The sequence below is a fragment of the Nocardioides sp. JCM 18998 genome (assembly GCF_055391535.1).
Window position 1 is genome coordinate 43,951 of sequence record NZ_AP043886.1, and the last position, 13,399, is coordinate 57,349.

General features: G+C 71.8%; 11 protein-coding genes. 7 read left to right on the forward strand and 4 right to left on the reverse strand.

The annotated features are described in order from the left end of the window. Positions 1 to 6: 6 nt before the first annotated feature. The 4 genes from ACZ5L9_RS00230 to ACZ5L9_RS00245 are packed head-to-tail and all read right to left on the reverse strand — an operon-like array spanning position 7 to position 3,100. Complete coding sequence (locus ACZ5L9_RS00230; RefSeq protein ID WP_464532118.1) at positions 7 to 948, reverse strand: ROK family glucokinase; 942 nt, start codon at positions 946 to 948, stop codon at positions 7 to 9. Further along, complete coding sequence (locus ACZ5L9_RS00235; RefSeq protein WP_464532121.1) at positions 945 to 1,436, reverse strand: hypothetical protein; 492 nt, start codon at positions 1,434 to 1,436, stop codon at positions 945 to 947. Before ACZ5L9_RS00235 ends, ACZ5L9_RS00230 begins: the two co-directional genes overlap by 4 nt. Continuing rightward, positions 1,433 to 2,659, reverse strand: a complete 1,227-nt coding sequence (locus tag ACZ5L9_RS00240) for an ArsA family ATPase (protein ID WP_464532124.1) — start codon at positions 2,657 to 2,659, stop codon at positions 1,433 to 1,435. The genes ACZ5L9_RS00235 and ACZ5L9_RS00240 overlap by 4 nt, the downstream gene beginning before the upstream one ends. A 3-nt stretch (positions 2,660 to 2,662) precedes the next feature. After that, a complete protein-coding gene (locus ACZ5L9_RS00245; RefSeq protein ID WP_464532128.1) occupies positions 2,663 to 3,100 on the reverse strand; it encodes an SRPBCC family protein in 438 nt (145 codons plus the stop codon). Between the two features lie 167 nt (positions 3,101 to 3,267). Between ACZ5L9_RS00245 and ACZ5L9_RS00250 the strand changes: the two genes are divergently transcribed. The 7 genes from ACZ5L9_RS00250 (at position 3,268) to ACZ5L9_RS00280 (ending at position 13,367) form a co-directional block, all read left to right on the forward strand. Continuing rightward, positions 3,268 to 5,055, forward strand: a complete 1,788-nt coding sequence (locus tag ACZ5L9_RS00250) for an AMP-dependent synthetase/ligase (RefSeq protein ID WP_464532130.1) — start codon at positions 3,268 to 3,270, stop codon at positions 5,053 to 5,055. A gap of 254 nt (positions 5,056 to 5,309) precedes the next feature. After that, positions 5,310 to 6,068, forward strand: coding sequence for a Flp pilus assembly protein CpaB (cpaB, locus tag ACZ5L9_RS00255; protein ID WP_464532132.1), 759 nt, complete (start codon positions 5,310 to 5,312; stop codon positions 6,066 to 6,068). A 9-nt stretch (positions 6,069 to 6,077) separates the two neighbouring features. Continuing rightward, the gene (locus ACZ5L9_RS00260) at positions 6,078 to 7,271 is read left to right on the forward strand and encodes an AAA family ATPase (RefSeq protein WP_464532136.1); all 1,194 of its coding nucleotides are present in this window, start codon (positions 6,078 to 6,080) and stop codon (positions 7,269 to 7,271) included. Positions 7,272 to 7,275: 4 nt separating this feature from the next. Beyond that, the gene (locus ACZ5L9_RS00265) at positions 7,276 to 8,922 is read left to right on the forward strand and encodes a CpaF family protein (protein ID WP_464532139.1); all 1,647 of its coding nucleotides are present in this window, start codon (positions 7,276 to 7,278) and stop codon (positions 8,920 to 8,922) included. Between the two features lie 8 nt (positions 8,923 to 8,930). Further along, a complete protein-coding gene (locus ACZ5L9_RS00270) occupies positions 8,931 to 10,862 on the forward strand; it encodes a type II secretion system F family protein (RefSeq protein ID WP_464532144.1) in 1,932 nt (643 codons plus the stop codon). 1 nt (position 10,863) lies between these two features. Then, a complete protein-coding gene (locus ACZ5L9_RS00275; protein ID WP_464532149.1) occupies positions 10,864 to 11,787 on the forward strand; it encodes a type II secretion system F family protein in 924 nt (307 codons plus the stop codon). Between the two features lie 8 nt (positions 11,788 to 11,795). Beyond that, positions 11,796 to 13,367 (forward strand): sensor histidine kinase, encoded by a 1,572-nt coding sequence (locus ACZ5L9_RS00280; protein WP_464532153.1) that lies wholly within the window; start codon positions 11,796 to 11,798, stop codon positions 13,365 to 13,367. The last annotated feature ends 32 nt before the right edge of the window (positions 13,368 to 13,399 follow it).

Consider the following 13,399-nt stretch of genomic DNA (forward strand, 5'->3'; position numbering starts at 1 on the left):
CGTTGGCTAGCGCCGGGCCAGGTCGGCCGCGCCGACGAGCCCGGCCTTGTTGCCGAGCGACGCCTTGCGGATCTCGAGCTCGGGACGGAAGCCGTGGCCGGTGAGCTGGGCGAGGAACGCCTCGCGGGCCGGGCCGAGGAGCAGCTCGTCGGCGTCGGCGACGCCGCCGCTGATCGCGACCACGGCCGGGTCCAGGACGGCGGTCAGCGAGGCGATGCCCTCGCCGAGCCAGGTGCCGAGGACGACCAGCGCGTCGACGCAGAAGGCGTCGCCGGCCTGGGCGAGCTCGGTGACCATCGGGCCGTTGATCGCGCCGATCGAGCCACCGGCGTGCTCGATCAGGGCGGCGGCGCGGGAGTCGGTCGCCGCCGCGTCGCGGACCTGCTGGACCAGTGCGCTGCCGGAGGCGTACTTCTCGAAGCAGCCGAGCTTGCCGCAGCCGCACGGGATGCCGTTGGGCACGACCCGCATGTGGCCGATCTCGCCGCCGACGCCGAAGGCACCGCGGTAGAGCTCGCCGTCGAGGACGATGCCGCCACCGACGCCGGTGCCGACGGTGACCATCAGCAGGTCGTCGACGTCGGCGCCCGCGCCGAACGCGAACTCGCCCCAGGCGGCCGCGTTGCCGTCGTTCTCGATGACGACGGGCAGCTCGGTCTTCTTCTCGATGCGATCGGCGAGGTCCACGTCGCGCCAGGCGATGTTGGGCGCGAACATGACCGTACGACGGGCCTTCTCGATGTACCCGGCCGCGCCGACGCCCACCGACGAGATCTCGTGTCGGCTCTTGAGGTCGAGCACGACCGAGGTGATCGCGTCCTGGATCGCGTCAGGGTCGGTCGCGGGCGAGGTGACCCGGACCTCCTCGACGATGGTCCCCTGGTCATCGACGACGCCACCAAGGATCTTGGTGCCACCGACGTCGACGCCACACGCGAGTGCGGTCACTGCTCGTTCTCCTGTTCGTCGGTCGGCCAATCGGTCGACCAGCTCTGATCCGTGTCGAGGTCGATCTTCTCGACAGATGGCTCGCGACGCGAACCCTGGGCTGAGGTGCCCGCCGCCGCGAGCACCGCGGCGGCGGCCTGCAGCAGCGCCGCGCCGGCCGTCGCCAGGTGCGCGAGCACCTCGGGCGAGGCCTCGCGCACGATGTGCACGGTGCGGCAGATCGGGCAGTACGTGCACTCGGGCGACCCGGTCGCGAGGTGCTCGTCGAGGTTGCGGCCGGCCTCGTGACCGAGGTCGGCGGCGGCCGCCTGGGCGTGGCCGGCCAGGCCGGCGAGCCCGGCGGTCAGGCCGACCGCCAGGTTGCTCGCGACGTCGCCGCTGTGGTGCTTCGCCCAGTCGCCGAGGGCGCCGAAGAGCTTGGCCGCCTCCTCGGCGGCGCTGCCCACTGCGTGCCCGTCCTCGCGGGAGGGGTCCTGACCCTCGGTCACGGCTGATCCTCCCCAGCGTCCGACACCGGCGGTCGCTTCCCTGCGTTCGACCGCTCGCGGAACCGTACCTGGAGCTCCCCCTGTTCCACGCGGGCACCCTCCACCTGGAGGCGGGCCAGGCCCGCGGGGAGGGTGAGGAGACGACGGTACGAGCCGACGGTGACGACCAGGTCGTCGCCGTTGCGGCCCAGGTGCACCTGGTCGCGCTCGGCTCCGGGCAGCGCCAGGTGTGCGATCGCACCGTCGGCGATCCGGGTGATGCGGAACGGGCCGCGACCGGTGGGGACGGCGAGTGGGTCGTCGCCGCCGTAGACGTCCTCGGCGAGTGCCCGCAGCGCCGGCACGCCGACCGGCTCTCCGGAGCGGTAGACCGAGCGCCACACCGGCAGCCCCGGGAAGGAGGCCTCGACCTCGGCGAGCACCTCGTCCTGGGCCACCACCCAGCCGGCGCGCCAGTCGTCGGCACCGTCGGCCGGGAAGACCCGGTTGGCGATGACGCCGTCGACGCGGTAGCCGTAGAGGGAGAGGGTGGTGAAGGAGCGGCGCGCCTCGGCCGCGACCACCCGCTCGGGGGTGAGCACCAGCCGGACCGACGCCTCGGGACCCGCGAGCAGCTCGCGGACCTCGCCGAGCTCGCGGTGCAGCCGCTCGACGGCGTCGAAGACGGTGTCGCCGGGCATCGGCACCCCGGAGGCCTTGGTCAGCACCGGCTTGAGCGCCTTGGTGAGGCGGCGCTGCATCGGCAGGATGCGCTGCATGTACCAGCCCAGCGCCTCGGGCAGCGCCAGCAGGCGCAGTGTCTCCGCGGTCGGGGCGCAGTCGACGACGATGACGTCCCAGCGACCGGAGTGGGCCTGCTCGCGCAGCTCGAGGAGCGCGAGCACCTCCTCCGCGCCGGGGATGACGGTGAGCTCCTCGGCGGCGACCGGGTCGACGCCGACCACCTCGAGCACGCTGAGCAGGTAGCCCTGGATGTCGGCCCAGGACTCCTCGAAGCGGCGCTGGGCGTCGATCTGCTGGACGAAGAGGCCCGGCGCCACCTCCGTCGGCGAGCCACCCGCGATCGCGGTGCCGTACGCGTCGGCGAGCGAGTGCGCCGCATCCGTGGACATCACGAGGGTGCGGCGGCCGGCGGCGGCCGCCCGGGCGGCTGTGGCGGAGGCGACGGTCGACTTCCCGACACCCCCCTTCCCGGTGAAGAGGAGGACGCGCATCAGCGGCATGCCCTAGAGCGACTCGACGCGCGTCTTCAGCCCCCGCAGCGCGGTCTCGATGAGCATCTTCTCGCCCTTGCGCTTGAGCATCCCGATCAGCGGGATCGCCAGGTCGAGGGCGAGCTGGTAGGTGACCTCGGTGCTGCCGTCGCCGAGGTCGCGCAGCAGGTAGGCCCCGTCGAGCGTGCGCAGGAGCGTGCCGTCGACCAGGCGCCAGGAGACCTTGCGATCGCCGTCCCAGGTGTAGGCCAGCGTGTAGTCGTCCTTGATCGGGGGCACGTCGAGGACGAAGCGGACCTGCTCGGCGCGGCCCTCGGGCGTGGTGCCGCTGGCCTGCGCGACGGTCATCCCCTTGACCCACACGGGATAGGCGGAGAAGTCGGCGATCACGTCCATCACCGCACCAGGCGCAGCCTGCACGACGATCGAGGAGGTGGTCTGTTCGGCCATGGGTTGCCTTCGCGTTTCGGGCCTCGCGCGGAGGCTCGCTTGACGGGCTCCGACCGGGGTCGGACAGACTGGCAGCCTACCGGATGTCGATGCCCCTCTCCCGAGGGCTGGTTACCGAGCGGTAGTGTGCCCGAGTCGACCGACCAGCAGTACGTGCGGAGGAAGTAGTGCGCGAGTTCTCCACCCCGGCCACCTTCGAGCTTCAGGCCGCGGGCAACCTGACCGATGACGTGGTGCGCAACGCCCGCGACTTCGCACAGACGGTGGTGTTCAGCCGCCCGGGCTCCTCCGGCGAGTGGGAGGACGTGACCGCCGAGCAGTTCCATGCCGAGGCGATCGCCGTCGCGAAGGGACTCATCGCCGGCGGCATCCAGCAGGGCGACCGGGTCGCGATCTTCTCCAAGACGCGCTACGAGTGGACGCTGCTCGACTACGCGATCTGGTTCGCCGGCGCCGTCACGGTGCCGATCTACGAGACCTCCTCGACCGAGCAGGTCCGCTGGATCCTCGAGGACGGCGGCGTCCACGCCATCGTCGTCGAGGGCGCCGACCACGCCGCCCGGGTCGAGGAGGCCCGTACCGGTCTCGACGTCTCCCGGGTCTGGTCGCTCAACGACGGCGCCGTCGCGACCCTGGTCGCCCTCGGCGCGGACGTCTCCGACGAGGAGGTCGAGAAGCGGCGGACGTCGATCACCTCCTCCGACCCGGCCACCCTGATCTACACCTCCGGCACCACCGGCCGCCCGAAGGGCGTCGTGCTCACCCACGGCAACTTCATGGTCGAGCTCGGCGTCGCCGTCGAGGAGCTGGAGAACCTCTTCCATATCGAGGGCGCCAGCACGCTGCTCTTCCTGCCGCTGGCCCACGTGTTCGCCCGGATCATCCAGATCGGCTGCGTGCGCTCGCGCACCCGGCTGGGCCACTCCCCCGACATCAAGCACCTGCTGGACGACCTCGGCGCCTTCCAGCCGACCTTCATCCTGGCCGTGCCGCGCGTCTTCGAGAAGGTCTACAACACCGCGTCGCAGAAGGCCGCGGCCGACGGCAAGGGCAAGATCTTCAACATCGCGACCGACGTCGCGATCGCGTACTCCCGCGCCGAGGCGGCGGGTCGTGTGCCGCTGGTGCTGCGCGCCAAGCACGCCCTGTTCAGCCGACTCGTCTACGGCAAGCTGCTCAACGCCCTCGGCGGCAACTGCCAGTACGCCGTCTCCGGCGGCGCCCCGCTCGGCGAGCGGCTCGGCCACTTCTACCGCGGCATCGGCCTGACCGTGCTCGAGGGCTACGGCCTGACCGAGACCACCGGCGCGGTGACGGTCAACCTGCCCGACGCGATCAAGATCGGCTCGGTGGGCCGCCCGCTCGGCGGCACCACTGTCCGGGTCGCCGACGACGGCGAGCTGCTCTTCAAGGGCGGCCAGGTGTTCGACCGCTACTGGAACAACCCGGAGGCGACCGCCGGCGCGATCGTCGACGGCTGGTTCCACACCGGCGACCTCGGCGAGGTCGACGACGAGGGCTTCGTCCGGATCACCGGCCGCAAGAAGGAGATCATCGTGACGGCGGGCGGCAAGAACGTCGCCCCCGCCGTCCTCGAGGACCGCCTGCGCGCCCACGTCCTGGTCGACCAGTGCATGGTCGTCGGCGACGGCGAGCCCTTCATCGGCGCCCTGGTCACCATCGACCCGGAGTCGCTGCCGACCTGGGCGGCCGCGCACGGCAAGCAGGGCGGCGTCGAGGAGCTCTACGACGACGCCGATCTGCAGGCCGAGGTCCAGAAGGCCGTCGACGACGCCAACAAGGCGGTCTCACAGGCCGAGGCGATCCGGAAGTTCGCGATCCTGCCGGACGCGTGGACCGAGGAGGGCGGCCAGCTCACGCCGAGCCTGAAGCTCAAGCGCAACATCGTGATGCGCGAGTTCAAGGACGAGGTCGACGCGCTCTACCGTCGCTGACCGCCTCGCGGGTGGTCCCGTTCACCACTCCTGCCACTCGCGGAACACAGGTATTACATAGACAGGGGCTGGGGCATTCGCCCCGGCCCCTGGTCATTTCGGACTAGCGATCTCACCCGTCCGGGTGGCAACGGAACGCACGAAACCGCTACCACGAGCGCATTCCAGTCTTTACAGTCGTGCACGGGGGGACGACTGATCACGATGACGTGACCCGTCCCGTGCGCGCTGGGATCGACGGACGGAGGGTCGGGATGGACCGACGCAAGCTACTCGTGGTGGCCGCCGCCATCGTCGCAGCGCTCGGGGTCGTCCTGGTGCTCCTGTACGCCCGCGGCGCAGACAACCGGGCCCAGGACAGGTACGACACCGTCGAGGTGATGACAGCGACCACCCAGATCAACCCGGGCGAGTCGATCGACCTGGCCTCGAGCAGCGGCAAGCTCGCGCTGAAGCCGGTCACCCGTGGTGAGCTGCTCCCCGGCTACCAGACCGGCACCACCGCATTGACCGGCCAGGTGGCACTCACCACCATCTACCCCGGCGAGCAGATCATCGCCAGCAAGTTCGGCAAGACCGCCGTCCCGGTCTCCGCGCTGCCCATCCCGGACGGCAAGACAGCGATCTCGGTGAGTCTCAGCGACCCGGCCAGGGTCGCCGGCTTCGTGAACCCCGGCTCCAACATCGCGGTGTTCATGAGCGGGGCCGCCGGCGGACAGCCGTTCACCCGCCTGCTACTACCCAAGGTGACAGTCATCGGCGTCGGCGCGACCTCCGACACCGCCGGCAGCGGCGCCGCCGGCACGGCCGGCACGGCCGGCACCAGTGCAAACGGCTCGGTGGCCAACACCGAGCAACTGCCCAGCACACTGCTCACCCTCGCCGTCTCGCAGCAGGACGCCCAGCGGATCCTCTTCGCCCAGGGCAACGGCCAGCTGGCCTTCTCCCTGCTCACCGACTCCAGCAAGGTGGCGCCCGGCCCCGCCACCACGCTGGCGAACCTCTTCGGGTAACGGATCGCCATGCCTGTCATCGTCGAACCCGACCACGCGATCGCTGATGCGCTGCTGCGCAGCCTGCCGCCGGGCACCCAGGCGGTCGCCGACACCGACCGGGTGCACGGCTGGATGAGCCAGCACCCCGACGAGTACGTCGTGCTGGTCGGCCCGACCGTGCCGTTCGACGAGGCGCTGGCCGCCTGCGACAGCCTGCGGACCAGCCGGCCTGCCGCGTCGGTCGTGCTGGTACGCGACCAGGTCTCCACCGACACCTTCGCCCGGGCCGTCGCCTCGGGCGCCCGCGAGGTCGTTGCGAGCGGCTCGGTGGAGAACGTCGCGGCGGCCGTCGACCGCGCGTACCGGCTCTTCGCGGCGCTGCGGGGCGCCGCTGCGACCGGCCCCAACGAGGGCAAGGTGATCACCGTCTGGTCGCCCAAGGGCGGCGTCGGCAAGACGACGATGGCGGTCAACCTGGGGATCGCGCTGGCCGAGCAGGGCGCGCGCCGGGTCTGCCTCGTCGACCTCGACCTCGCGTTCGGCGACGTGTCGATCACCATGCAGCTGTTCCCGACCCACTCGATCGAGCACGCGATCGGCTCCGAGGACGCGATCGACACCACCCTGCTCGACGGTCTGCTCACCCAGCACCAGGACGCGATGATGGTGCTCGCCGCGCCCTCGCACCCCGACGTGCGCGAGCGGGTCTCGGCGACCCTGATCTCGCAGGTCGTCCGCACCCTCAAGCAGACCTTCGACTTCGTCGTGATCGACACCGCGCCCGCGCTGGACGAGCAGACCCTGACGGCGCTCGACGAGACCGACGAGATCTGCATCGTCGCCACGCTCGACGTACCGACCCTGAAGAACGTCAAGGTCGCCCTCGAGACGCTCGACATGCTCAACATCGCCCCGGAGCACCGCCACCTGCTGCTCAACCGGGCCGACGACGAGGTCGGCATCAGCGCCGACCGGGTCGAGGGCATCCTCGGCATGCGGCCCGAGGCCCGGATCGCCAGCTCGACCGAGGTCGCGGCCGCCACCAACGCGGGCAAGCCGATCGTGGCCCGCAACCCCCAGCACCCGATCAGCCTGGCCGTCATCGCGATGGCGTCGCTGCTCGCCGGTCAGCGGGTCGCCCCACCGGCGAGCGAGGCTGGCGCGGCGGCGTCGCCGGCGCCGATCACCGCCCCGACGCGGGGCTTCTGGAAGCGGAGGTGAGTCGATGACCAGCCTGGCCGACCGACTCGCCGCCGCCCGACAGGAGGCTGCGGACCAAGCGATCGCGGCCAAGGAGGCTGCCGACCAGGCCGCACTCGCCGCCCAGGAGGCGCACACGCTCCCCGAGCACCAGCACCAGGACCAGGACCAGCACCAGGACGAGCACGAGCCCCAGCACGAGCAGAGCAATACCGAGCCGCCCGCCGATCCACCCGCCGAGCCGCCCGCCGATCCACCCGCAGAGCCGCCCGCCCCGATCCTCCACCCCGCCGCCGCGTCGGTGGGCAAGCGCCGGGCCGACGGTCCCGGCCGCCTCTCCGCGAGCGCCCCGATCGCCGAGACCCCGCAGCGCCGCTCGCTGGCAGCCCAGCAGCAGGAGCGGACCGAGGAGCTCAAGGCGAGTGTGCACGCCGAGCTGCTCAAGCAGCTCGGACCGCACCTCTACGACGTCGAGATGGACCAGCAGGAGCTGGACCGGCAGGTCCGTACGGTCCTCGCCGACGTCCTCGGCAGCCAGGAACGGCCGCTGTCGACCAGCGACCGGGCCCGGGTGACGCAGGAGATCACCGACGACATCCTCGGATACGGCCCGATCGAGGCCTACCTACGCGACCCCGACGTCTCCGAGGTGATGGTCAACGGCCACGACAGCGTCTGGCTGGAGCGCCGCGGGCGGCTGGAGCGGGCCGACGCGCACTTCACCGACGAGGCGCACCTGCGCCGCACGATCGACAAGATCGTCTCCCGCATCGGCCGGCGGGTGGACGAGTCCTCCCCCATGGTCGACGCCCGTCTCGCCGACGGCTCCCGGGTCAACGCCGTCGTCCCGCCGCTGTCGATCGACGGCTCGGCCCTGACCATCCGCAAGTTCGCCGCCGACCCGTTCACCGTCGCCGACCTGGTCCGGTTCGGCTCCTTGACCGACGCCTCTCGAGACTTCCTGGAGGCAGCGGTCCGCGGGCGGCTCAACATCGTCGTCTCCGGCTCCACCGGCGCCGGGAAGACGACGACGCTCAACGTGCTGTCGAGCTTCATCCCCGACGACGAGCGGATCGTCACCATCGAGGACGCCGCCGAACTCCAGCTCAAGCAGGCACACGTCGTCCGGCTCGAGTCCCGCCCGGCGAACATCGAGGGCAAGGGCGCTGTCACCATCCGCGACCTGGTCCGCAACAGCCTGCGCATGCGCCCCGACCGGATCATCGTCGGCGAGGTCCGCGACGCCTCCGCACTCGACATGCTCCAGGCGATGAACACCGGCCACGACGGCTCGATCTGCACCCTGCACTCCAACGGCCCGCGCGACACCCTCTCCCGGCTCGAGACGATGGTGCTGATGGCCGGCATGGAGCTGCCCCTGCGCGCGATCCGCGAGCAGGTCTCCTCCGCAGTCGACCTGATCGTCCACCAGACCCGCTTCAAGGACGGGGCGCGTCGCATCACGCACATCACCGAGGTGGAGCGGATGGAGGGCGAGGTGATCACGCTGCAGGACATCTTCACCTTCGACAACAGCGCGGGCTTCGATCGCGACGGCCGGGCGTTGGGCCACCTGCGCCCGAGCGGCCTGCGCCCGAAGGTGCTGGACAAGATGTCGTACGCCAACGTGACGGTCGACCCCCTCCTCTTCGCGACGGACCGCCTCCGGTGAGCCGGGTGATGGCTCGCCGCGCCGCCCCTCTCGTCCTGGGGCTGCTCGCGCTGGTGGGTTCGGCCGGGCTGGCGTGCCCCGCGTACGCCGACGGCGGGGCGCAGATCAACCACTTCGAGCAGACCTCCGGCGGGCTCTCGATGCTGGTCTCGGTCCCCGCGGACGCCCAGGTCGACCTCGACGGGGTGTCGGTGACGATCGCGGGCCACGACGCCACCGCGAGTGCCCGTGCGGGCGACACCGGCGAGGTGCGCCGCACCGCGATCCTCGCGATGGACACGAGCAGGTCGATGAGCGGGGCGAGGTTCGCCGCGGCGAAGAGCGCCGCGGCGACCTACGTGGCAACCGTGCCGAAGGACGTCTACCTCGGCATCGTCACGTTCGGCGGCTCGGTGCGGACCGCGCTGGCGCCCACCCGGGACCGTGCCCGGGCGACCAGCACCCTCGGCGACCTCAGCGTGAGCGGCGGCACCCTGCTCTACGACGGCCTGCGGACGGCGCTGGGCGATGCCGGCACGCAGGGCCAGCGCTCGCTCCTGGTCCTCTCCGACGGCGCCGACACCCAAAGCGGCGCCTCCCTCGGACAGACCGCGGCCGCGATCAAGCAGGCCGACGCCCTCGTGCAGGTGGTCGCCGTGGACCAGAGCGGCCAGGCCAACGCGGCGCTGCAGCAGCTCGCCGAGGCCGGCAGGGGCGACGTCGTCCCGGCCGGGGCGTCCGCGCTGGCGAAGGCGTTCGCCGACCAGGCCGGCGCGCTGGCCCGCCAGGTCCTGGTCACCGCCCCGCTCCCCGACGATGTCACCGCCGCCCAGGGCACTGTCACCATCACCCTGCCGACGAGCGACGGCGGAAGCCTGACGGCCTCGGCGTACGACAGCGACCTGCAGGCCGCGACGCCCGCACCGGCGCCCACCCGGGTGACCCGGGCGGCGATCGCCGAGAGCGGCGGCGGGCTGCCCGGCTGGGCTCTCTACGCGGGCATCGCCGCGCTCGCGATCGGGCTCTTCGGCGTCGTCGTCGCGCTCATCCCCCGGGGCGCACCCTCCCGCGCCGAGACCCTGGTGACGACCTACACCGAGCGCACCGGCGGCGCGCACCCGGAGGCTGCGAGCGGCGGTGCGCGGGTCGATGCGCAGCAGGTGCTCGCCTCGGCCCGTACGGCTGCCGCCGGCCTGCTCCGGCGCAACGCCTCCGCCGAGGCGCGCATCGCCCGGGCGCTCGACGGCGCCGGCAGCGACCTCAAGCCCGCCGAGTGGCTGCTGATCCACGTCGTCGTCGCCGTCGGGGCCACCGTGGTCGGGTTGTTGCTCGGGCGCGGCGACGTCGTGGTGGGGCTGCTCTTCCTGGCGGCCGGCGTGATCGGCCCGTGGCTCTCCCTGTCACTGCGCCGCAGCCGACGTCGTAGGAGGTTCTCCGAGTCCCTGCCCGACACGCTCCAGCTGATGGCCGGCTCGCTCTCGGCCGGCCTCTCCCTCCCACAGACCGTCGACACCGTCGTCCGCGAGGGGGTGGAGCCGATCGCCGGCGAGTTCCGTCGCGCGCTGGTCGAGACCCGCCTCGGCGTCGACGTCGAGGACGCCCTCGACGGGATCGCCACCCGGTTCGAGAGCCCGGACTTCGGCTGGGTGGTGATGGCGATCCGGATCCAGCGCCAGGTCGGCGGAAACCTGGCCGAGCTCTTCAACACGGTCGCGGCGACGCTGCGCGAGCGGCAGTACCTGCGCCGCCAGGTCGGCGCGCTCTCCGCCGAGGGGCGGCTGTCCGCGTGGATCATCGGCGCCCTGCCGCCGATCTTCATGCTCTACCTGCTGCTCACCAACGGCGCGTACCTGCACCCGCTCTTCCACGACCCACGTGGCGTGGTGATGCTCGTCTTCGGCGTCCTCTGGCTCAGCGTGGGCGTCTGGTGGATGAGCAGGATCGTCAAGGTGGAGGTGTGACGTGGTCGTGATCCTGGTCCTGGCCGCTCTGCTGCTGGTCACCGCCGTCCTCCTGCTCGCCCTCGCGCTGCGTACCGACGAGGAGGCGGCGGGCGTCAACCGGTCGCTGGCGGTGCTCGAGGCGATGGGCGGTGCCCCCAAGGAGCTCACCGGCGAGCTCGACCTCCCCTTCGCCGACCGGGTGATCGAGCCGCTGCGCGCCCGCGCTCTGACGGTGGGGCGCCGGCTCAGCGGCTCCGACGCCGCCGAGCGGCTGCGCCGCCGCCTCGATGCGGCCGGCAACCCGCCCGGCTGGACCGTCGACCGGGTGGTCTCGGGCAAGGTGCTGTGCGCCGCGCTCGGACTCGTCGTCGGTGTGCTGGTCGCGGCGCTGTTCGGGGTCGAGATCCTCACCGGCATCGTGATCGTGGCCGCCGCCGTGGTGCTGGGCTTCTTCGGCCCCGACCTCTATCTCTACCAGCGCACCTACGACCGTACGGAGCGACTTCAGCGCGACCTGCCCGACGCGATCGACCTGATGACGATCAGCGTCGAGGCCGGCCTCGGCTTCGACGCCGCCGTGCAGCAGGTGGCGACCAAGACCGAGGGTCCGCTGGCCGACGAGTTCATGCGGATGCTGCGCGAGATGCAGCTCGGCAACGGCCGCGCGGAGGCCTTGCGCGGCCTGGCGGAGCGGTGCAACGTCGATGACGTGCGTACGTTCGTCAGCGCGATGGTGCAGGCCGACAGCTTCGGCATCCCCGTCGCGCAGGTGCTGCGGGTGCAGTCCGGCGAGATCCGCGTGAAGCGCCGCCAGCGGGCCGAGAGCAAGGCGCAGCAGGTGCCCGTGAAGATGACCGTCCCGCTCATCTTCTTCATCCTGCCGTGCCTCTTCATCCCGGTGCTCGGGCCGGCCGCGATCAACATCATGAACGCCCACTTCTGAAGGCAGTCATGGCCCTGACCCCCAGCGACGCGCCCGCCACGGCCGTCGATCTGCACCACCGCCGCGCCGCGGCCCTCGCGCGCGCCTTCGCCGTCGCCGCGATGGTCGTCCCGCTGCTGTGGTCGCGCGATGCCGGGGCCCTGTTCGCGCTCGCCGCGATCACCGTGATGTGGGCCGTGGTCACCCTGCTGGAGTGGCGCAGCACCGTCGGGCTCGACGTCCTGGGCGGCCTCGAGGCCGCCGGCGTGGGCCTGGCGTCGGGCATCGTCGTCGACCACCAGCCGGTCGTCCTGGCGGGGCTGGCGATCGTGCCGTTCACCGCCGGGGTCTACCGCGGCGCGTGGGGCGTGGTGCTGGCCCTGTCGACCACCCTCTTCGCCGTCATCACGGCCTCGCTGGCGGTCTCCCACGGGATCAGCACGACCGAGGGCTACAACATCTTCAGCTGGTGTCTGGCCGGTCTCGGCGTCGGCCTGATCGGCACCTTCCTGCACACCGCGCTGCAGCAGCGGGCCGACCCGCTCGCCCCGTACCGCTATGCCCAGTCCCTGCTGCGCCGGCTGATCGACCTCAGCGACGACTTCGACGAGGGCCTGGACGCGATGGCGCTCGGTGGGGCGATCCTCGCCCAGGTCCGCGACGAGCTGCCGATCGAGGCGGTCGCCCTCTACGTCCCGCGCGGCGATGCGCTGATCCCGCTGGTCTCCAAGGTGCACGACGTCCCGCTCGACGACGGCGCCGAGGTCGTCGCCGTGACCGCCTGGTCCAGCGCCGCGGTCCATCGCAGTGGCAACCTCTTCGCGATCCCGCTGCTCTCCTCGCATGACGCCGGCGTCTCCGCCGTGGTGGTCGGCGAGCTCTCCCACCGGGTCTCCGCCGAGGGCCTGGACCTCTACGGCCGGCTCACCAAGCTGCGCCGCAAGCTCCAGGCCAGTGCGGTGCATCTCGACACGGCGCTGCTGTTCGCCGCCTTCCGCGACTCGGCGACCGCGGAGGAGCGCCGCCGACTCGCTCGCGAGATGCATGACGGCGTCGCCCAGGACATCGCCGGTCTCGGCTACCTCGTCGACGCCCTGGCCGGCACGGCCACCACCGCCGAGCAGGCCGAGCGGATCGGGGTGCTGCGCCTGCGGATCACCGCGATCGTCGCCGAGATCCGCCGTTCCCTGGTCAACCTGCGGACCACCGTCGGCTCCAGCGAGAGCCTCGGCGCCGCGATCGGGGCGATCGCCCGCAACCTCAGCGAGGTCTCGGGTGTCCCGATCCACGTCACCCTGGACGAGACCACCGACCGGCTGCGCCCGGAGGTCGAGGCGGAGCTGTTCCGCATCTCCCAGGAGGCGATGAACAACGCCATCAAGCACGCCGAGGCATCGGCGATCGAGGTGCACTGCCAGGTGCGCGCGCCGCACGCCCGGATCACCGTCAGCGACGACGGCCGGGGCATGCAGGCACCTCGCCAGGACTCCCACGGACTGTCGATCATGCGAGAGAGGGCCTTGCTCATCAACGCATCTCTCGCCATCGTGGGGCGTGACGGTGGCGGCCTGAGCGTCACCGTCGAGATCGTCGGGACATGAGATGCCTCCGCTGAGGCCGACGAAGGGATGGG